The sequence below is a fragment of the Limosilactobacillus reuteri genome (genome assembly GCF_034259105.1).
Lineage (GTDB): Bacteria > Bacillota > Bacilli > Lactobacillales > Lactobacillaceae > Limosilactobacillus > Limosilactobacillus reuteri_G.
The window spans coordinates 988,161-1,009,839 of sequence record NZ_CP139478.1 but is presented as its reverse complement, the minus strand read 5'-3'; the positions used below and the strand labels follow the sequence as shown (position 1 = coordinate 1,009,839).

20 protein-coding genes are annotated in these 21,679 nt (G+C 39.8%); 4 read left to right on the top strand and 16 right to left on the bottom strand.

What is annotated here, in order from left to right; all coding sequences use genetic code 11:
* Window positions 1-12 precede the first annotated feature (12 nt).
* A complete protein-coding gene (locus SH603_RS05815; RefSeq protein WP_321534211.1) occupies window positions 13-2,202 on the bottom strand; it encodes an alpha-galactosidase in 2,190 nt (729 codons plus the stop codon).
* A 163-nt stretch (window positions 2,203-2,365) separates the two neighbouring features.
* Here SH603_RS05815 and SH603_RS05810 point away from each other — a divergent pair, with 163 nt between their 5' ends.
* Both SH603_RS05810 and scrK read left to right on the top strand, forming a co-directional pair.
* A complete protein-coding gene (locus tag SH603_RS05810; RefSeq protein ID WP_321534210.1) occupies window positions 2,366-3,385 on the top strand; it encodes a LacI family DNA-binding transcriptional regulator in 1,020 nt (339 codons plus the stop codon).
* Window positions 3,386-3,506: 121 nt separating this feature from the next.
* Entirely contained in the window at window positions 3,507-4,385 is an 879-nt protein-coding gene (gene scrK, locus SH603_RS05805) for a fructokinase ScrK (protein ID WP_019253600.1), read from the top strand.
* A 221-nt stretch (window positions 4,386-4,606) separates the two neighbouring features.
* Here scrK and SH603_RS05800 read toward each other — a convergent pair whose 3' ends face one another.
* From SH603_RS05800 to SH603_RS05770, 7 genes are all read right to left on the bottom strand, one after another.
* Window positions 4,607-5,581, bottom strand: coding sequence for an L-lactate dehydrogenase (locus SH603_RS05800; protein ID WP_169471204.1), 975 nt, complete (start codon window positions 5,579-5,581; stop codon window positions 4,607-4,609).
* A 27-nt stretch (window positions 5,582-5,608) separates the two neighbouring features.
* Window positions 5,609-6,349 carry an LrgB family protein gene (locus SH603_RS05795; RefSeq protein ID WP_132139843.1) on the bottom strand — a complete coding sequence of 247 codons (741 nt, stop codon included), beginning with the start codon at window positions 6,347-6,349 and terminating at the stop codon, window positions 5,609-5,611.
* A complete protein-coding gene (locus SH603_RS05790; RefSeq protein ID WP_003666169.1) occupies window positions 6,342-6,761 on the bottom strand; it encodes a CidA/LrgA family protein in 420 nt (139 codons plus the stop codon). The genes SH603_RS05795 and SH603_RS05790 overlap by 8 nt, the downstream gene beginning before the upstream one ends.
* Window positions 6,762-6,964: 203 nt before the next feature.
* Window positions 6,965-7,696 carry a LytR/AlgR family response regulator transcription factor gene (locus SH603_RS05785; RefSeq protein ID WP_169477756.1) on the bottom strand — a complete coding sequence of 244 codons (732 nt, stop codon included), beginning with the start codon at window positions 7,694-7,696 and terminating at the stop codon, window positions 6,965-6,967.
* On the bottom strand, window positions 7,677-9,440 hold the full coding sequence (locus SH603_RS05780) for a sensor histidine kinase (protein ID WP_321534209.1): 1,764 nt from the start codon (window positions 9,438-9,440) through the stop codon (window positions 7,677-7,679). The genes SH603_RS05785 and SH603_RS05780 overlap by 20 nt, the downstream gene beginning before the upstream one ends.
* Entirely contained in the window at window positions 9,441-10,307 is an 867-nt protein-coding gene (locus SH603_RS05775; RefSeq protein ID WP_020843095.1) for an SPFH domain-containing protein, read from the bottom strand.
* An 18-nt stretch (window positions 10,308-10,325) separates the two neighbouring features.
* Complete coding sequence (locus SH603_RS05770; protein WP_169473073.1) at window positions 10,326-11,693, bottom strand: RsmB/NOP family class I SAM-dependent RNA methyltransferase; 1,368 nt, start codon at window positions 11,691-11,693, stop codon at window positions 10,326-10,328.
* 143 nt (window positions 11,694-11,836) lie between these two features.
* Here SH603_RS05770 and SH603_RS05765 point away from each other — a divergent pair, with 143 nt between their 5' ends.
* Window positions 11,837-12,649, top strand: coding sequence for a Cof-type HAD-IIB family hydrolase (locus tag SH603_RS05765; protein ID WP_321534208.1), 813 nt, complete (start codon window positions 11,837-11,839; stop codon window positions 12,647-12,649).
* A gap of 57 nt (window positions 12,650-12,706) precedes the next feature.
* Here SH603_RS05765 and SH603_RS05760 read toward each other — a convergent pair whose 3' ends face one another.
* On the bottom strand, window positions 12,707-12,943 hold the full coding sequence (locus SH603_RS05760; RefSeq protein WP_003666157.1) for a cytochrome b5 domain-containing protein: 237 nt from the start codon (window positions 12,941-12,943) through the stop codon (window positions 12,707-12,709).
* Between the two features lie 485 nt (window positions 12,944-13,428).
* Here SH603_RS05760 and SH603_RS05755 point away from each other — a divergent pair, with 485 nt between their 5' ends.
* On the top strand, window positions 13,429-14,088 hold the full coding sequence (locus SH603_RS05755; protein WP_321534207.1) for a response regulator transcription factor: 660 nt from the start codon (window positions 13,429-13,431) through the stop codon (window positions 14,086-14,088).
* A 75-nt stretch (window positions 14,089-14,163) separates the two neighbouring features.
* Here the strand turns inward: SH603_RS05755 and ltrA are convergent, their stop codons facing one another.
* The 7 genes from ltrA to sufD form a co-directional block, all read right to left on the bottom strand.
* Complete coding sequence (gene ltrA, locus SH603_RS05750) at window positions 14,164-15,546, bottom strand: group II intron reverse transcriptase/maturase (RefSeq protein ID WP_321534165.1); 1,383 nt, start codon at window positions 15,544-15,546, stop codon at window positions 14,164-14,166.
* Window positions 15,547-16,047: 501 nt separating this feature from the next.
* Entirely contained in the window at window positions 16,048-16,938 is an 891-nt protein-coding gene (locus SH603_RS05745; protein ID WP_169473129.1) for a helix-turn-helix domain-containing protein, read from the bottom strand.
* Between the two features lie 16 nt (window positions 16,939-16,954).
* Entirely contained in the window at window positions 16,955-17,287 is a 333-nt protein-coding gene (locus tag SH603_RS05740) for a metal-sulfur cluster assembly factor (RefSeq protein WP_003667917.1), read from the bottom strand.
* A gap of 32 nt (window positions 17,288-17,319) precedes the next feature.
* Window positions 17,320-18,729 carry a Fe-S cluster assembly protein SufB gene (gene sufB, locus SH603_RS05735; RefSeq protein WP_066035282.1) on the bottom strand — a complete coding sequence of 470 codons (1,410 nt, stop codon included), beginning with the start codon at window positions 18,727-18,729 and terminating at the stop codon, window positions 17,320-17,322.
* Window positions 18,722-19,183, bottom strand: coding sequence for a Fe-S cluster assembly sulfur transfer protein SufU (gene sufU, locus SH603_RS05730; protein ID WP_003674144.1), 462 nt, complete (start codon window positions 19,181-19,183; stop codon window positions 18,722-18,724). The genes sufB and sufU overlap by 8 nt, the downstream gene beginning before the upstream one ends.
* Window positions 19,170-20,408, bottom strand: a complete 1,239-nt coding sequence (locus tag SH603_RS05725; protein ID WP_321534206.1) for a cysteine desulfurase — start codon at window positions 20,406-20,408, stop codon at window positions 19,170-19,172. The genes sufU and SH603_RS05725 overlap by 14 nt, the downstream gene beginning before the upstream one ends.
* Window positions 20,389-21,678 carry a Fe-S cluster assembly protein SufD gene (gene sufD / locus SH603_RS05720; RefSeq protein WP_321534205.1) on the bottom strand — a complete coding sequence of 430 codons (1,290 nt, stop codon included), beginning with the start codon at window positions 21,676-21,678 and terminating at the stop codon, window positions 20,389-20,391. Before sufD ends, SH603_RS05725 begins: the two co-directional genes overlap by 20 nt.
* Between the last annotated feature and the right edge of the window lies 1 nt (window position 21,679).

Here is a 21,679-nt window from a genome sequence, read left to right as displayed (position 1 = left end):
TCAGGTTTTAAATTATTTACCTTTAAAGTAATGCACTTCGGAAATGGAGTCCCCCGTATGAGTCGGGTCACGGAACAAACCGACATTCATCAATTCATCCCCACCATAAGTCTTATCAGTCATCTCATCATGATAATCAATTGTTGGATCAAGTCCCGCCATCTTGGTATTATTAATTTCAAAACGGTTAGTATGCAACTGCTTAAACATAAATAGCAGTGCTTCTGACTTATCCGGACTAACAAATTCCCAAGCGACTGTATTGCTATCAAAAGGACTTTCTAAGCGAATAAAGTCACCATATTGAATTAAGTGGCGGTGAGCCTTGTAGAACTTGATCTGTTCCTTTACCATTTGCCGATCCTCTTCAGTCAAATCTGCTAGGTCAAGTTCATAGCCAAAGACCCCACTCATGGCAACATCGCCCCGCATCTTAAAACTAGTAGAACGGCCAGTTTGCTGGTTAGGTGAAACCGATACATGTGCTGTCATAGATGAGATTGGATAAGTTAAAGATGTTCCGTATTGGATCTTTAACCGTTCGACCGCGTCTGTATCATCAGATGGCCAACTTTGCGGCATGTAGTAAAGAATACCAGCATCAAAGCGGCCACCACCGCCAGAACAGCCTTCAAACAAGATATTAGGATAACGGGTAACTAACCGCTCCATTAAGTCATATAAGCCTAAAATATAACGGTGGCTAACTTCTCCTTGATGTTCTGCATCCGCTGCGCTAGAGAAGACCTCAGTAAGATTACGGTTGAAGTCCCATTTAATATAGTCAAGCGGCACCTTATCTAAAATTAAGCACATTTGATTATAGATATTATCAACAACTTCTTTACGGCTAAAGTCTAGCACTAATTGATTACGAGAAAGTGTCATGCCACGGTTCGGTTCATGTAAGGCATAGTCTGGATGTTCCTTATATAACTTAGAATCGACTGAAATCATTTCTGGCTCAAACCAGAGGCCGAATTTCATGCCATGCTCGTGGGTCCGGTCCGCTACCCGCTTTAATCCACCAGTAAGCTTATCCTGGTTAACAAACCAATCACCAAGCGATGAATTATCATCATTCCGGTGGCCAAACCAGCCGTCATCAAGAACAAACATTTCAATTCCCAATGGCTTTGCTTTATCAATAATTTGGTCTAACTTCTTATCATCAAAGTCAAAGAAGGTCGCTTCCCAGTTATTAATAACAATTGGCCGGTCTGCATATTGATACTTACCGCGAGCAACCCGGTCCCGTAATAACTTATGGAATACTTGTGACATCCCATTTAAGCCACGTTGACTAAAGCCCATGATTGCTTCCGGTGTCTGAAAATCCTTTCCCGGTTCAAGAACCCATTCAAAGTTATAATCATTAATTCCAGTTATTAAGCGAATCTGGTCAATCTGATCTTTTTCCAAGGTAAACTGGTGATTACCTGAGTAGACAAGGAGCACTCCCAAAGCATTTCCCTGAAATTCATCGGTGTTCTTGTCAACCAAGGCCACAAACGGGTTCATATGATGAGAACTAGAATTTCGGCGGCTAGAAAATTCTGTGATTCCCCGACGCAATTCTTGCCGTTCAGGTTGTCGTTCAAGAGCATATTGTCCTGGAACGGAGATAACGTCATAATCATGTTTAGTTAAATCCAGTTGCATTGAAGCAATCTTTTCAATTCGTAATTCTTGATTGCTTGTGTTTACTAACCGTGCATTCCGTGTAATAACCGGCCGTTCGTTATAGATAGTGTACGAAAGAATAAGCTGCGCGCCACTTGTTTCATCAACTAAAGTAACTTCCAACGTTTCTGCTTCTTTATCACTTTTAACATAAGATGCAGGTAACCCAGCTAACTTGGGCTTTCCCGGTAAAATCTTATAAGACTTATAACGGAAATCAGTCAGTCGTGAACCATTTTCTGTTTTGATAATAATTGCAGGTACGCGATAGTCTCCGGTATTATTTCCCGAATATTCCTGTAATAAATCATCTTTCGAATAAGTCCGGTCCATCGATCCAGGAAGGTTCCCTGAAAACCCACGATCAACTCGTGGATATCGACGTTCACCATGGTAGTTGCGAATTGCCGGTCCAAAGTAAAGGTGACTGAGGATATTTCCCTCTTCTACTGAAAATAAATAGGAAATTTCTTTATTCTTTAAGTGAAAAACACGTTGTTGTTCATCAAATGTAATCATTCGTTGTGGCCCCTTTCTTGAAATCGATTCTATAATAAACGTTTAGTTATTTTTCGTCAAGCGCTTTCATTGCTTATGTAACAACAATGGACCGTCATTATTGGTTACTAAACGTTTACTAAAAATATGTTATGCTAGAAATTGATTAAAGGGAGGTTTTCCTATGACTGGTATCAGAAAAATAGCGCGTGAGGCTGGTGTATCTCCTGCCAGCGTTTCACGTGTCTTAAGCAATGATTCATCTTTTTCAGTAAGTGAACAAACAAGAGCACGAATTAAAGAAGTAGCAGCAAAGTATAATTACCATCCCCACCTAAACAGGGCCGTTACTCCGCCGTCAACTCCTCGTTCAATCCTAGTACTTACAACTCATTCGCTCGAAACAGAAGCTCATGACCTTTATTTCATTCAAGTCCATGATGGAATTATTCAGGAAGCTTCCAAGCAAAACATTCAAATCAAAGCTTTTGTTCGTTTTCCCAATAAAGACTTTCAATTTACTGACGCTCAAAAATATGATGGCGTAATTGTTGCCGGAGTTTTTACGCAAGAATTCTACGCTAATTTAGCTAAAAACAATCCCCATATCGTTTTAATTGACGACTATCGATACCTCCCCGCTTACGATATTATCCGTAATTCGTATTTTGAAGCTACTCAGACCGTTCTTGATCAGTTACTAGAAAATGGACATAATAAAATCGCCTTTATCAGTGGAAATATTCATCCCATGAATAATAATGGCGAAACGACAGACTCGTATCAAGATATTCGAGCTAAGGCCTATTTGATGTGGACAAAACTTCATAATATTTCTCCATTGGTTGCCCTTAATGGGTGGACTCCTAAAGATGGCTTTGACAGCATGAATATTCTTTTGAAAGGTAATTTTCAGGCCGCCTTAATAGCCAGTGACCAACTAACTATCGGCGCATATCGAGCCATTAAGCAACATCAGCTTAAAGTTCCCCAAGACCTTCAAATTATTAGCTATAATGATTCGGATATTGCTGAATATTTAGTTCCGTCCCTTTCATCGATCAATCCAGCAAGTTTTTCAATGGGGACAATAGCAGTTCAAAGACTGGTCCACCGTCTGAATAATCCGAATGATATCCCTATTCATATTAATTTGCCCGCCAAAGCCACTTGGCGCGAAAGTTCAGAAATTAATTTGAATTAGTGAAACGTTTTATAAGTAAAAAGAGAGTAATTGTGCTTGTGATACCGTTTTCTAAGGTTTATACTCAAACATGGTTATCAGATTGATAAACGTTCACTTTAATTAAATGAGGTTTTTGATTATGTTATTAGGAAGTATTGAAGCTGGCGGTACTAAGTTTGTCTGTGCTGTCGGTGACGAAAATTTTAATGAAATTGATAAAAAAATCATCCCTACAACCACCCCCGAAGAAACTTTAGGGGCTTCAATTGAATTTTTTAAGCAGTACCCTGAACTAGCTGCACTTTCAATTGCCAGTTTTGGACCAATTGATACTAATCCGGCTAGTGAAAAGTACGGTTATATTACTGATACTCCTAAAGTTAAGTGGCAAAATTGCAATTTTGTCGGCACAATGACTGATGCCCTCAATATTCCAGTCTACTGGACAACGGACGTCAATGGTTCGGTTTACGGTGAATATGTCAATTTAAAAGATAAGTATGATAATCCGGCCTTGGTTTACTATACCCTTGGAACTGGCGTGGGTGCTGGAGCAATTCAAAACGGCCGCTTTATTGGTGGAATTAGTACCCCTGAAATGGGCCACGTTCGCTTACAACGCCACCCAGCTGATCTAAACTTTACTGGTATCTGCCCTTACCACCACGATTGCTTGGAAGGATTGGTAGCTGGACCAACTTTCAAGGCGCGGCTCGGTATTAGCGGCGAAGATGTTCCTGATAATCACCCTGTTTGGGATATCATGGCATATTACGTTGCACAAGCGGCGGTTCAGGTAACTGCCATTTTACGTCCACAAAAAATTATCTTCGGTGGAAGTGTTTCGCGCCCAGCCTTTCTTGAACGGGTTCGGAAGCAATTTGCAATGTTATGGAATGATTATCTTCCGGTTGGATCACTCGATGAATATATTGTCAACCCTTCTGTTCCAGGAAATGGCTCTGCTACTCTCGGCAACTTTGCATTGGCTAAGCACTTAATCGAAACAAATAAATAACCGTCATCGGTCACTATAATGCAAAAATGACTAAGGGACTGTGACATAAGTTAAGTTACTTTCATAAAAAGTAAATACGCAGTACAACAATGGCCTCCAACGTCCGGCAAAAAAGCCGAACGTTGGAGGCCTATTATTGCTTGCGGGGGCTCCCAGAGGCTAGCTTCGCGTCGAAAAACGAAGTCACAAGTGACTTCTGTCTCGCTCCCTAGTCATTTTATTTATTTCCAAAGATAGTTCAATAGACCCGCTTTAGTCATCCCGTTTGCTGTCGTTTCACGCAAGACTGATGCTGAATTAATTAAAGCCTCTTGTTCACGTGAATCTAATGGCAATTCTACTACTTTTTGAATACCGTCTTTATCAATTACAGCCGGTGTCCCGAGGTAAATATCCTTTTCTCCATATTCACCATCTAAATATGCACTGACGGGTAATACTGTATTTTGGTCATATAAAATTGCTTTCGTTATTCTTGCCAAAGCAGTCGCTACTCCATAATATGTTGCGCCTTTCCGGTTAATAATTTCATAAGCCTTATTACGTACTTCTTCTTCTAGTTTTAATAATTCTTGCTTTGTTAACCCATTAGCTAAAACATAATCCATTAAAGGCGTTCCACCGATTGTCCCACAAGAATAAGCAGCAAATTCTGAATCCCCATGCTCCGCTAACATATCAACATGAACATCTCGGGGATCAATAGCTAGCTTTTTACCAATCGCTACTCTTAAGCGTGCTGAATCAAGAGAAGTTCCCGAGCCGATAACTTTATGTGCTGGAAAGCCAGAAATTTTTTGAACAGCATATGTCAAGATATCGACTGGGTTGGCAGCAATTAAGAAGATTCCATTAAACCCGGTATTAACTACTTCTTGAACGATTTCCTTCATAATCTTTAAGTTACGTTCAACTAATTTAAGCCGTGTTTCACCTGGCTTTTGCGCAGCGCCTGCACAAATAGTAACAATATCAGCGTCTTTACAATCTTGATAGCTACCAGCCTTGACCTTTACTGGGGCAGTAAATGGCGTTGCGTCTTCCAAGTCTAGTGCATCCCCAACGCTTCGCTCACTACTCTTATTTATAATAACTAATTCCTCAGCTAAACCTTGCTGGATCACGCTAAAAGCATACGCGGACCCCACAACTCCATCACCAATTAAAACAACCTTTTGATGTTCTTCTATCGCCATACTTCTTTTTCTCTCCCTAATTAAATTTTACATAAAAAGATGAGCATAAATAGGAACCAAAATGTCCATTGCTAACGAAACGATAACAACTGCCACTGCGGCCATTGCTCCTTGAATTGACCCTAGTTGAACCGCCTTAGCAGATCCAACAGTGTGACCAGCAGATCCAAGACCAAGACCAGTTCCGACCTTAGAAATTTTCTTTAGTCTAAAGACCTTAATCAGGAATTCGGCAAGGGCATAAATAATAACTGCATTTAAGATACATGCCATCGCTGTTACCGCGGGATCACCACCGATTCCCTTTGCAATTGGCATCGCAACAGCGGTAGTAGCTGCTTGGGGAAGCATAGCGGCGGTTGAAACACGGGAAAGAGCAAATAATTTAGCTGTTCCTTGAATCAAAAATAATGAAATGAATCCACCCACAAATAATGTGAGAACTACATCAACCCAATATTTCTTAAAAACATCATTCCGACGATAAAGCGGAATCGCAAATGCCATTGTTGCTGGGTTCAGGAACCAAAAAATCAAATTCCCACCTGGCTGGTAAAATTTTTTATAAACTATTGCAGTCGTTGAATTAGCGACCTTGGCCCAGATTGCCAAAATTACAATCCCTAATACCATCCCTACTAACAATGGAGTAAAGAGGAAAAAGCCATTACTAATTTTGAAAAGCCACATCCCAATTAAGTAGACCAGCAATGAAATAAATACCCCGGTAAAAGGTAACGCCAGATTTGTAATAAATACATTAGTCATTATCAGTTTCCCCCTTGTTAGTCTTGAATAATTTATGATGTACCCCAATAAAGAATGCTCCAACATAAGCAATTACTGCTAATAAAATAATTGTCGAAATAATAATAACAATTACATCTTGTAGCCCTTCTTTTTTCATTAAACCAAGGCTCCCAGCAAGTTGAATTCCTGATGGGACAAACAGAAAGGCAATTAAACTAATCATGAAATCTCCAAACTTTTCAACTTGTTCCAACTTAACAATATGGCAAGCTAATAAAATATATAATAAAATCATTCCGATTAATGGTGTAGGAACAACGAAACTCTTAGGAAAAAGATTAGAGATTAATTGTGATACGAATAAAATTGCAGCAAAGATTCCCATTTGAACTAAAATGGGCGCTTCTTTCTTCTTTTCTTCTTTCTTCATAATAATCCTCCTAAACATGATAAATATGTTTAGGCATTAACGTTAATACCATTTATCACAATCTATTTTACTAACTTTTCCCGATTTGTATTCGTTCTCACTATTAAATAACCTAAATTTGCGTTAAAATGCCCTCCAGTTAGCTTAAAATGCCTTACACAAAAAAAGGATTGGTGAAAAGATAAACAATTCACCAATCCTTTTTATAAACCTAATGCTTTTTTGGTTGTATTAACATATGAACGACTTACCGGTAGTTTGCTTCCATCGATTAAAGTCAGTTCATAAGTATGGTTGAAACTTGGTTGAAGCTCTGTTACGCCATTCAAATTGACAATAAAACTACGATGAATCTGTAAAAATTCTGGAGATTTTAATTGGTCATAAATATTAGTGAGCGTCTGTCGACTAATGATTTTATGCTTGTTAAGAGTCCAGATATAAACATAACCTTGCTGTGCCTGTACGTAAAGTATTTGTTTTTTCTGTAAAATAATCGTTCGCTCGTCATTTTGAATCGAAATTCGGGGATTCTGCCTTAATTCCATCTTAGTTTTGGTAGTATCATCATCTGGCGGAATTAATTTTGCAACCCGCATAATTGCTTCGTTGACCCTTTTAGCAGAAAATGGCTTCAAAATATAGTCAACTGCATCTGCTTCAAAGGCATCTAACGCATAGGAATCATAAGCAGTCGCAAAGACAATATGAGGACTATCAGCAAATGATTTTATTTTTTCAGCTAACGCTATCCCATTTCCATCAGATAACTTTATATCTAAGAAAACCATATCTGGGTGTTCATGTTTCACTTGTTCCTCTGCCATAAAAATGCCATCTGCTTCAAGTATTTCTGTAACTTCACTATTTCCCTGAATTAAGTAATGAAGTTCTTCACGAGCAAGCGGTTCATCATCAACGATTAAGACTTTCATTGTCTGCACCTTCCTTAGTGTGATATGGTAAAGAAATTTTGATCTTTGTTCCTTTATTACTACTTGTAATTTGAAGGGCACTATGCTGATCATATAGACCAATTAAGCGCTGATTCAAATTATATAGCGCATTTCCACTTCCCTTTGAAGATGTCAATGGTTCTTTCCCGAGTTTAGGAAGAAGTTCCGGTGCAATCCCTTTCCCATTATCAGCTACTTGAATTTCCAACCGTGCTTCCAGTTTCTTTATTGTTATTTGAACATCATTATGATCTTTACGTGCTCCGAAAGCATGTTTAAGCGCATTTTCAACTAATACTTGAATTGTAAATGGCGGCAAGTAAACATCATTTTCGACTTGTTGATCAAAGGTAATGTTATATTTCTGTGGAAACCTAGTTTGTTCCAGTTCAAGGTATGCATCGACTTGGGTACGCTCCTGTCCCAAAGTAATTTCGGTCTCCCGGGCCCCAATTAAGTTAGCTCGGAAGTAATTACTAAGTTGGAGGAGAAGTTCTCGCGCTTTCTCTTGATCCCGACGTAAAATTGCACTAATTGTATTAATAGCATTAAAAAAGAAATGCGGATTTATTTGTGCTTGTAAAGCTTTTATCTTAGCATCTCGAACTAATTGCGCCTGTACTTCTGCTTCACCCAATGCAATTTGGTTAGCAAAAATCTCACACAGACCGATTGCTAGCTGAATTTCAACCGGTGTTAAATGCCATTGATCAGTATAATACATTTTTAATGTTCCAATAACTTCATTCCCAATTCGCAGAGGGGCAACAATTGCTGCTTCTAAAGGACAATTGGGATCGATACAACCAATCAATTTACTGTTATTTGCGATCTTTATTTGGCCCGTTTTGATCACATTACTAGATAAAGAAGTTTCTAGTCTATTTCCTGGGATATGATGATCATCACCAGCTCCAATATGCGCCAGTATTCTTTGTCTGTCAGTGATACTCACTGCATCAAAATTAGTATATTTTTTAATGATTTTGACTACTTGTTGTGCTGAGCTTTTATTTAATCCTTGACGAAAATAAGGCAAGGTTTCATTTGTTAATTGTAAGACAGAATGAGTTTGCATAGCGCGCAGTTCTTCCTCTTGGTGAAGGTACATTGAAATGATCGATAAGAAAATCGATGTCCCCAGCGAATTAACCAAGATCATTGGCAGGGCAATATATTTAACTAAGACCCATCCCGTTGGACTGAATAGTAAGATAAAAAGCATTTGAATACTTTCCATCAAAATCCCCACAATAAAACCATGCCACGGCGTCATTACCTTAAAATAACTTTTTCGATCATGATACAAAAAACCAGAAAGCGCACCAATCAAAACTGAGCTGGGCACATAAAACCAACTTTGCAGGGGTGCACCTTGAATAATCCGATGGACTCCTGCTACTAATCCTACTAAACTACCAACCCATGGTCCACCAATAATTCCAGCAACTGAAACAGCTAAAATTCGGGCATTGACAATCGAATCATTTGTTGAAATGGCCGTAAGAATGATTTTGTTATGCAACTGGTTATTTGCGTCAATCTCTATTCCAGTCATATTAGCCATAATAGCAAAAATAGAAAAAAGAATCGTTAGTTGAATTTTGGCACTAATGGTTTGATTAAATAACAGGCGGCGAAATAAGGGCACACTAACTAGCAAAAACGCTAGAATAATAATTAAACCAACCCGCTCAGCCATTAAAATTGTTAAATATATCATTTATCCTTGTGTCCCCGTATTTATTACTGGTTGCGTTCCCCGTTCACTAATAATTGCTACCATAATGTTATTGATAATTTGCAAACGTTGCTCATCTGTTAAATCAAGGTTGGCTTCCTTGCTTAGTCGTTCAATTGCTTCTTCAGTAATTGAAACAGCCCCTTCAACGATTATCTTTCGCGCTGATAGGATTGCCGATGACTGTTGCTTTTGCAGCATGGCACTGGCTATTTCAGTTGCGTAGGCTAAGTGGGTTAACCGTGTTTCAATAATTTTGACCCCTGCTACGTTTAGCCGTTCTTGCAGTTCGGCAGTTAACCGCTCTGATACCTCGGTTGGATTTCCGCGAAGGGTAATTGCATCTTGATCTTCAAAACTATCATATGGATATTCACTAGCAACATGACGAACCGCAGACTCACTTTGAATTTGAACAAATTGCTCATAATCATCAACCGAAAAGAGCGCTTTTGCGGTATCGACAACTTTGTAGACAATAACGGCCGCAATTTCGACTGGGTTACCCTTTGAATCATTGACCTTTAAAATCTGGCTATTAAAATTGCAAACACGCAGAGAAACAGTCTCCTTATTTGTAAATGGTACCGTCATAAATAAGCCCGCATCACGAATAGTCCCAATATAATTACCAAAAAAAGTTAAAACTTTGGCTTCATTTGGCTGAATAATTGTCAATGATGTACTAAAAAGAATCACAATCAAGAATAAAATAATTCCAATTGTCAGAAGCACCGGAAAATTACGCGTAAAGCCAACAAACATCAGCCACAAACTAATTAAACCGATAATAATCGCCCCGAGTAACCCGAGGTAGCCGTTAACGTGAAAGGCTGCTTTTTCCTTCATCTCGATAATCCTCCTAATTTAAAAACGTAACCCCTTGGGATAAAAGTTTTTGATTGTTTTACCGACCAATTTTCCAAAACCAGCAGTATGTTCCTCGCATACTAATAAATACCAACCATTCGGAAGGTCAGCATCAATATTGATTACATCCCCATGGACATATTGGTGCCACTGTTCCTGGCTTAGTTCAATGACCCGGTTTGCCTCCTGTGGTAAGCTGGCAAGAGCCCATGCCAACGCTGGTTCAAATCGATTTTTCTTAAAAGTGCCGAGGTGAAGTCCAGGTCGGAGTACATTTAGTCCCTCGATCTTGTCCTCTTCTAATGGCAAATCATAGAGCTGGTTACCAAATAAAATCAATTGGTGTGGTTGATAGTCTGGGAAGACGCTTGTAGCAAACTGGTTAAAGAGTTTGACCTGTTCTTTGTCCGGTTTAACAATCGATTGCTTTTTCCGCTTATTCTTCTTTTTGCGCTTTTTATCTATTGTCTTAGGTTCACCATTTACTAACTTAGCAATGAAATGTCCTTCCCCCTTAAGATGGTGCGGGAATAGTCGAACTGTCTTTTTCAATTCTTCATTGCCATCAGCCCATTCTGGACGGCCATCATCCATTCCGGCCGCCTTTTCGATTGGGATAAGTTTCAAGTCTGGATAGTTATTGAGCAGCCATGAGATATTTTGTTCATCCTCTTCTGGTGCAAAAGTACAGGTCGAATATACTAATGTTCCTCCTGGCTTTAGCATTTTCATTGCGGATGCGAGGATCTTTTGCTGGCGGTTAGCACACTCAGCGGGGTATTCTGGTGACCAATATTCAATTCCAGCGGGCTCTTTTCTAAACATTCCTTCTCCAGAACAAGGCGCGTCAACAAGAATTCGGTCAAAATATTGGGAAAATTGTTTTTCTAAATCTGCGGGACTTTCACTAGTGACAACTGCATTTTTTGCGCCCCATCGTTCCAAGTTTTCGGCCAAAATTTTCGCCCGTTTAGGGAAAATTTCATTAGCAACCAATAGCCCCTGGTTGTTCATTTTAGCGATGAGGTGGGTTGTTTTGCCTCCCGGAGCTGCACACAAGTCTAGCACTCGTTCCCCTGCTTGTGGATTAACCACTTCTCCTACAAACATTGCTGACGGCTCTTGACTATATACCCATCCAGTAACATGGTCTAATGATTTTCCATTCACTTGGCCACAATATCCTGTCGGCACATATGGTACTTTCCCCGTAGCTTTTTCAATTGTTGCAACTGGTTGTCCGTTCTTTAATGGATTCTCGCGAAAACCACTATAACTTGACTGGGCAAGTGCTGATAAAAACTCATCGGCCTCTGCTCCCATTAGTTTTTTGTATTTCGTGACAAATTCATTTGGTAATTGCACGTTATTTTTCGCTCCTCTTTATCGTAATATCTTTATTGTAACGTATTTTTTAGGCTTTTTAAGTCAAAATACTTGGCAAAGCGTTAAGTTTTTGTTTACAATATTATAATTGAATTTTTTATGGAAAGAGAAGTGAGATGGTAATGGATCAACACTTGATTGCGCTTGATCTTGATGGCACAACATTAAATAATCAATCAAAATTAACAAATGAGACAATTACAACTTTACGTGCCCTTGCACGGGATGGTCATATTGTCAGCATCATTACTGGCCGCCCTTACCGGATTGCCAAACATATTTACGATGAAATTGGGATTAAGACCCCGATGGTAAACTTTAACGGGGCCCTAACGCATATACCTCATGAACACTGGGATAAAGAATATGATGTTGAATTAACACGGGAGCTAGCCCTCGATCTCCTAACCCACCGGAAAGAACTAGGAATTAAAACAATTACCGTTGAAAATAAACATCATGTATGGGCTAATCAAGCTAGTAATGATTTACCTGAATTCTTACCAAACAAGTTGCGCGATGATCAAATCCTAACCGCGACTAACTTAACAGGCAATCCAATCGCAATGACAATCCAATATGAACCGGAACACCAAGAAGAAATCATTAAGGCAGTTAATGAAAAATACGGCGATTTCGTTGAACCACGAGTATGGGGGGGCCCTTACAACATCTTAGAATTGATCCATCGTGGCACTCATAAGGAGTCAGGAATGTTTTATATCGCTAAGCAGTACCAAATCGACCGGCAAAATATTATTGCTTTTGGTGACGAGCATAATGATTTAGAAATGCTTGATGCAGCTGGACATGGCGTTGCGATGCATAATGCCATTTCTGAGCTTAAAAGTATTGCTAATGATGTAACGCCAATTGATAACGAGCATAATGGACTTGCAAAATACTTGCGGGATTATTTCAAAGTTACAATATAAAAAGCTAGGAAGAGATAGTTTAAAACTACCAATTCCTAGCTTTTTACATAGTTATTCCTAGTCAACTAGTTTTCCAACAACAGGGATACCTTCAAGGACTGATTCCAGATGGATAGAACGAGGCATCACTGAAGTTAAATCACGACCAGCAAGGTTTCCATGGTGTTTACCATCCTTCCATTGCGGAACGTTAGAGACATCGTAAACAACGCCTTTAACGGCAACGTATGCGGGATGTCCATTTCGACCATCGAACTCAGCGAGCTCGGTTGTTGTAAATGTTTTTTCTGCCATCAATGCTTCACCTTTCTCTGATTCAAGAATAGCTAATAATTACATTCTAGATCAAACAATCCGTAAATGCATTAATTATTAGATGATTATTATTTTTTCTTCAATCAACTTAATAAAATTGTTAAAATTGGCTTTTTAATTGCTCTTCTTACCTTTTTCACTCTTTTCATAAAATAATTTATAGATAAAAAGATAATCTTTATTACATTAGTACAAAAAATTGGTATAATAAAAGGTGAAGGTGATTCTGCAATCACTTTCGCCAACATACTTCTACTGTGGACCATTGATGTTGTCATGTCATCAATGATCCTCTTTTATTTTACAGCATTAGTTTTATTCTGCAATAAATTTTCACAATTATTCCAGCCGTTTATTGAAACTATTTCAGCAAGTGTAAAAAATAACTTTTGGATCTTGATAATTATTAGCAAAAAGAAGATACTGAAGAAGAGATAACTTTAAGAATTAAAGCAGGTTTATTGATGTATAGAGTACTTGTGGCGGATAATTATCCCATCATTCGAATGGCAGTTAAAAATCTGGTTGAACAACTAGATAATTTTAAAGTAATTGCTGAAGAAACAACCGGAATAGATGCCTCATTGCGGGTTGAACAAGGTGACATTGATATCATTATTATGGATTTAGCGATGCCTCCTGGTGAAAATGGTCTGATTACAATTAAAAGAATTCATGAACATTTCCCTAACACCAAAATTATTATTTTTTCTTCTCGTAGTGAACATCAATACATCAATCAGGCAATTTATAATGGCGCAAATAGCTATATACTTAAAAGCTCCTCACTGAAAGAACTATTTCACGCCCTAAGACACGCTATTAATGGCGAAAAATACTTAGACAATAATATTATGGTAACAAAGAAAGATTTACTAGTTATCAAGGGCGGTTCTCCGCACTTCGATTTAGGAAATTACATTGCTCTTTCAAAGCGTGAGCAAGAAATCTTACCGTTAATTGTTCTAGGATATACTAACAAAGAAATTGCTACTAAGATGTTTATATCTCCTAAAACTGTTGAAGCCCATAAGACAAAGATTATGCAAAAATTAAACCTTGCTTCACACGCAGAACTTCTCCACTATGCAGTTAAACATCGGTTAGTAGATCTAATCGAGTAGGAGATAATTGATTAGTTCAATTATCGACCTCTCACACCACCGTACGTACGGTTCCGTATACGGCGGTTCGACAACTTAATCACATTGAATTGACTGGAGCGTCTTGGACATATTCATAAGTCCGAGTTGTTCCAGTTTTCTATTAGTTAGAGAATAGCTCAAGGTCTTACTATGTGCAGTTCGCCAGTAGCCCTTTCGGGTACTAGCGAAGACATATGCATCACGCTGGGACAGCCCCAACTTCTGTAAGTTAGTTACCTTAGTTTTAAACTTTTTCCATTGCTTCCAAATATACTGCCTTATTCGGACCCTCAACCACTTGTCAAGGCGTTGAATAAAGTTAGTTAGTTTCCCAATTGAGTAGTACTGAAGCCACCCACGCATTTTTCGATGAATTTCTTCAAACATTCTTGTCAGAGATATTCCACGATTACGTTTAGTTAATAACTTCAGTGCTTTCTTTACTCGTTGTTGCGATTGTTTAGCTGGACGGGCGTAGGCCCCATTGTGGTCTACACCCAACGAAAAGCCAAGAAACTTCAACCGTAGCGGGCTACCGACTTTGGTTTTATCTGGGTTCACTTTAACTTTCAAGCGCTTTTCTAGAAACTGGGTAATGCTTCGCATTACTCGTTCTCCGGCTCGTTGACTTTTAACATAGATGTTACAATCATCCGCATAGCGCACAAAGTGGTGACCACGTCTAGTCAACTCTTCGTCCAACTCATTTAGATAGATGTTCGCCAGTAGTGGTGACAATGGCCCTCCTTGTGGGGTTCCTTTTTCACTCTTAGCGAAAAGCCCATGGTCTAAGACTCCGCTAGTTAGAAACTTACGAATGAGTCTTAGTGTCCATGGGTCATCAATATATTGTTGGAGATACTTAATCATCAAGTCATGATTAACGTTATCAAAATAGGCTTTTAGGTCTAAGTCGACAACTCTTCGATAACCTTGATTATAAAGATCTACTACTTTTGAAATAGCGTCATGGGCCCCACGGTGGGGACGGAAGCCAAAGCTATTATCAGAGAAAATACGCTCAAAGATAGGCGTAAGAATTTGGGCTACAGCTTGTTGAACCATTCGGTCCACCACCGTTGGTATTCCAAGTCTTCTTACTCCACCATTAGGCTTCGGAATTTCTACCCGTTTGACTGGAGCTGGTTTATACTTGCCCTCACGCAAACTAGCGATCAGTTCCGTCTTATTTTCTCTGAGATATGGCAGAAGGTCATTGACTGTCATATCGTCAACGCCTGCTGCTCCTTTATTTCTCTTAACTCGCAAATAAGCCTGATTAAGGTTATTGCGATCCAAGACCAGGTCTTGGATAGTGACACTCATACCTTTACCTTCACCATAACCGGTACTACGCGCCCTTGTGTACTTTCGGTTTTCCAAACCTATCCTCGACAAGCGGTCAGCTTGTTGTTCTGTTTTCTGCGATTGTCGCACCTGATTACACCTCCGATATAAGTTACAAGTTATTGTCGTTCAGTCCTTCATCTGATTATTCAAACTACTATGACCTCGGCTGACTTCTGGCTTACTCAACACTGCATCACTGCACCGCTTGTTTCTGTGGAAATTAAACTTATTCCTCTTGTCGGAAACGTGTAGGCCAGATCTCCCCGGGTAAGAATATTAGCTTTCGTACCATGTCATCGTTAGCTTTACTGAGACCAACTTCGAGTAGTATTGGACTTCAACTTGTCTAGCAGCCTTATCCAGTTAATTCCAGCCTTATAGCTACTTCTTGTTCATCGATGCAGTACTTTGCCTTAGACTTCCTTCAGATTCCACCTCACGGTGGACACCCTTGTCCTCAGCTCATGGTTCCGACTACTACGGCCCATAGCGGACTTTCACCACCTAGCTAATACCCATGCCGGGCGCACTAGATAGTGGGAGCGAGGCGGAAGTCACCTCTGACTTTTTGCCTCGCTCCCTTTATTTTCATTTATTACTAATCGTCTTATCAAAGTTATTTAACAGAGCAGCTACTTGAACTTCAACAACATTATTTTTATTGAAGCGAGCAAATACTTCTGCTTCAGTTAAAAGGCGGCGTATTTTTTTCGAGTTTTCTCCTAACTCAATTGCATTATTTGCTTCTAGTAATTTAATTCGTGGTAAGAAATAGGTAACATGATTGCTAGCACAGATCTTTATCGTAGCCTCCAAAACTTGGTTACTAACCTCTAGCCGCTTATTTAATGAATGGTACTCGGCAGCGTAGTACATCATCGTTACAATCCGTAGATAATAATTCCGATCAACACCCGCTAAGTCTTCATCAGCCTTTGATCTTAAGAATGCAATAACCTTTGAGAAAAAGAAATCAGCATGTTCCATTGAATTTTGCCGCGCATATAAGATCCCTGATCCTAAATATGCTAATGGCGAAAAGATTGTCCGATGTTGCTCATCCAGTTCATCTAAAATCTTAGTAAAGTTAAAGAGACTTGTCGATGCGTTATTATTAGTTAAAGTATAAATCATCCCTTTTAAATAATAATATTGCATCCGATCTTGTGGCGGTTTTAACTCTTCAAGCCGAATCTTCTTAAGGTTACTAACTGCCTGAGGAAAGTGTTCAATCATTAAAGCCAATTCAATCTGGTTAAGCAGACTTCTCATATAACGAATTGAGGATGTATTGTCTTTGCTTAAATCATCAATCGTTAGTCCTAGACGGTCGCAAAGCTGCGCCAGAATCGTGAGTGATGGTACTTGACCATTGCTTTCAAACTTACTTAAGGTCGACTGGGTACAAATCCCCTTGCTTAAGGCAACTTGTGAATAGCCAAGCCTCTTTCGTTGATAAACAAAGCGTTTAATATCCATGTCTGACCTCCTATATCTAGCCGTGAATTCCTAATGCAATTTTAGCAAACCTGCTCATTCTTGACAAATCCCAAACCGGCTCCCACACAAGATTAATATTACATTTAGTTACACCTTCAACAGAAGTAACTGCCTTGGTAATGTCGCGGTTCAAAATATCGCCTAATGGACAGCCCATTGTCGTTAAAGTCATTGTGACCGTACATTCACCATTATCATCAACCTTAACATCATAAATAAGGCCAAGGTTAACGAGGTCAATTCCCAATTCTGGATCAATAACTTCTTCCAACGCATCCATCACTTTATTTTCAATTGGGGAAAAGGGGGTATCTTTTTCGTCAGCCATAAACGTTCCTCCAAACTTATTTGTTAATTCAATTAACCAATTGAACCTTCCATCTCAAAACTGATCAAACGATTCAATTCAACTGCATATTCCATTGGCAATTGCTTCGTAAATGGTTCCACGAAGCCCATAATAATCATTTCAGTTGCCTTTGCTTCTGAAATTCCCCTGCTCATAAGATAGTAAAGTTGTTCTTCAGAGATCTTAGATACTTTAGCCTCATGTTCCATTGCGACATGGGCATTGTCAATTTCATTATATGGAATCGTATCTGAGGATGATTGGTCATCCATAATGATCGTGTCACATTCAACGTGGGCTTTAGAGCCATCAGAGTGCTTACCAAAGCGGACTGTTCCGCGGTAATCAGTTGAGCCCCCTGTCTTAGCAATTGATTTTGAAACAATCGAACTAGATGTATTTTTAGCATTGTGGATCATTCGTGCCCCTGAATCTTGGTGGATTCCATTGCTGGCAACTGCGATGGAAAGCATGGTTCCCCGTGCTCCCTCACCATTAAGGTAGACGCTTGGGTACTTCATCGTGACTTTTGAGCCAAGGTTCCCATCAACCCATTCCATGGTTGCATTTTCTGCCGCTGCAGCCCGTTTTGTTTCTAGACTATAAACATTATCCGACCAGTTCTGAATAGTTGTGTAGCGGCAGTAAGCATCCTTGCAGACGTTAACTTCAACAACCGCAGCATGGAGACTATCAGAAGAGTAATTGGGAGCAGTACATCCTTCAACATAATCGACACTTGCCCCTTCATCAACAATAATCAAGGTCCGCTCAAATTGTCCAGAGTTTTCCGCATTAAGCCGGAAGTAAGATTGAATTGGCGTCTTTGTCTTAACGCCCTTTGGTACATAAATAAATGAACCACCTGACCATACTGCTGCATTTAGGGCCGCAAATTTATTATCAGTTGGTTGAACTAATTTACCAAACCATTTCTTAAATAATTCTGGGTATTCTTTTAAGGCTGTATCTGTATCAGTAAAAATAATCCCCAGCTTTTCAAACTCATTTTTCATATTGTGATAAACAACTTCAGATTCATATTGAGCAGATGAACCGGCAAGGTATTTTCGCTCTGCTTCTGGAACCCCTAATCGATCAAAAGTCCGTTTTAAATCTTCGGGCACATCATCCCAGTCGCGAAACTTTTTATCGGTCATCTTTTGGTAGTAAAGCATGTTCTTCAGGTCTAATTCTGATAAATCTGGCCCAAATTTTGGCATCGGTAATTCTTTATAAATCTTGTAGGCTTTAAGCCGGTAATCTAGCATCCATTTAGGTTCATGCTTAGCAGCTGAAATTTTGCGGACAGTTTCTTCTGTCAGCCCTCTCCCAGTTGAATATTCCGGCTCAACGTTATCATGAAAGCCGTATTCATACTGGTCATTATTATTTATAATGCTTGCTGCATCATTACTCATTATTTTCTTCCTCCTCGCTATCCTTCAACAGTGCTCGTTGTAATGCCCACCATGAGAGCGTGGCGCACTTTATTCGAGCTGGGAATTCCATAATACTGGTAAGAATCCGGGCATCCCCTAGTTGATCCAAGTCAGCTTCTGAATGTTCTTTACCGATTGCCATATCAGAAAAAGTCTTTGCCATCGCAAGGGCTTCTTCAGTTGTTTTTCCCTTAACAGCGTCGGTCATCATGCTTGCTGATGCTTGACTAATGGTACAGCCATCACCAGTATAGGCAATATTTTTGATCTTGTTATCTTCTACTTCGACCTGAAGATTAATCGTATCTCCACAAGTAGGATTATGAAGGGTCATTGCATTCGTAGTAGTTGCTAATTCTCCCTTATTATGTGGATGATCGGCATAATCGAGAATCACTTCACGGTATAAACCATTTAACTTAGATAGTCCCAATGTTAAAGAACTCCTTTGTTTCTTTGATTGCATTAATTAATTGATCAGCATCTTCTTTAGTATTGTAAAAATAAAAACTGGCACGAGCGGTTGCCGTTACTCCCAAGTCTTCCATGAGTGGCTGCGCACAATGGTGACCTGCGCGGACTGCAACCCCATCCATATCAAGGGCCGTAGCAACATCATGGGGATGAAGGCCTTTGATGTTAAAGGCAATTACCCCAGTATGCTTTGCTGGCGATTGCGGACCATAAACCTCGACATCTGGAATGGCAATTAACTTGGGCAAAACATAGTTAACAAGTTCCTGTTCTTTTTGCACAATCCTATCCATTCCAATACCATTTAAATAATCAATCGCGGCTCCAAGACCAACTGCCCCGGCAATATTTTGGGTTCCCGCTTCAAATTTAAACGGGATATCAGCCCATGTACTCTCATCCCGGTGAACATCATTAATCATTTCCCCACCGTATTGGTAAGGAGGCATCGCTCGTAATAAACTCTCTTTTCCGTATAAACCCCCAATTCCCATCGGGCTCATCATCTTATGACCAGAAAAAGCGTAAAAGTCAACATCAAGATCTTGCACATCGACTGGCATATGCGGAACCGCTTGAGCTCCATCACCAACAACGACTGCCCCATATTGGTGCGCAATCATTGCTAATTCTTTCAAGGGCGTCACTGTTCCTAACACATTACTAGCATGGGCTACTGCCACAATCTTTGTCTTATCGGTAATTTTATTTTTAGCATCTGCAAGATCAAGTTCGCCATCTGGAGTTAATTCAATATATTTCAAGGCAGCACCCTTTTCCTTAGCTAATTGTTGCCAAGGAATAAGGTTACTATGGTGTTCCATGATTGAAATAACAATCTCATCACCAGGTTGAATATTTTGTTCGCCATAGGTTGCAGCGACGAGATTTAATCCATCTGTACACCCTTTGGTAAAGATAATTTCATTAGCACTCGGCGCGTTAATAAACTTTTGCACTTTCTTTCGTGCTTCTTCATAATCCTTAGTTGCACGTTCTGCTAGTGCATGAACCCCTCGGTGAACATTTGCATTATCTTGTTCATAAAAGTTAACAAGTGCCTGAATTACCTGACGTGGGCGCTGAACAGTCGCAGCATTATCAAGGTAGGCTAAGCGTTCATCATTGACTCGCTGATTAAGTGCTGGAAAGTCGGCTAAATAATCATTCGTATTGTTGTCCATCGGCGAGCTTCCTTTCAAGAATCGTAATTAACTTATTCCGTACATCCGCTACTGGGATTGCACTCAAGACTGCTCCTAAGAATCCTCGAATAACCATTCGTTCTGCTTGCGCGCGCGGAATTCCTCGACTCATTAAGTAATACATTTGTTGTTGATCAACTGGGCCAACACTAGCCGCATGTCCTGCCTCAACATCATTTTCGTCAATTAACAGAATTGGGTTAGCATCTCCCCGTGCTTGATCGGACATAATCAATACCCGGTTTTGTTGGTCCGCCTTTGCCCCATGAGCACCATGAATAATTTGCCCAATTCCATTAAAAATCAATTCAGACTTTTCAAGAATGACGCCTCGCTGGTTTATCAATCCGGTGGTATGCTTACCGTGGTTGGTGACGCGGTTATTGACGCCAACTTCTTGGTCACGAGTAGTTACGGCAATCATCTTTGAATTAGCATAACCCCCATCGCCTAGCAATTCGGAATCCATGTCACCAACTGTGTTACCATCATTCATCAAGCCAACTGCCCATTCAACGTGCGCATCCTTGCCAATGTCGGCACGCCGCTTAAAGTAAGTATGGGTATGGGGACCAAATTCATCTAAGGAAGAAAAGTCAATCTCACTATTTTCCTGTGCCATTAATTCAATCATCATATTAGCGGTATTCTCGTGGTCACCAACCGTTGTAAGGTGTTGAATAAACTTAATTCGGCTGCCACGATCGGCAATTACTAGAATATGCGAAATCAAGGGCTCATCTTGAGTGCTGTCCTGAATAATCTCGGCCTCAATTGGCTTTTCAATTTCAACGTTCTTTGGAATATAGAGGAATAAACCGGCATTAAGATAAGCAAGATGATAAGCAGTTAAGAGGTTTTCTTCGGGGTTAATAGCAGTCATGAAGTATTTATTGAAAAGTTCAGGATATTCACGAGCAGCAGTAAAGATATCTGTGAGAATAACCCCCTGATCTTGAAGCTTTTGCGGCAAGTTAACGTGGAGCAAAGTTTGTCCCAACTGGGTTACCTTAATTACTTCATCATCGGCGGCTGGTTTTTCAACTAAGCTGGCATCTGATTCAATCCATTTCAATGGCCGATCCGCAATAAGGGGCCAAGTTCGAAAATCGAACCGTTGCATCCGCGGCAAACGGAGCTTTTCCATCAACTCACGAGCACTAAGCCGGCGATCAATCAATTGCTGAGGTTCATTATTTGCCTTACTAGCAGCAATTATTTGTTCTTTTGCTGAGTTTAATTCTGTCATC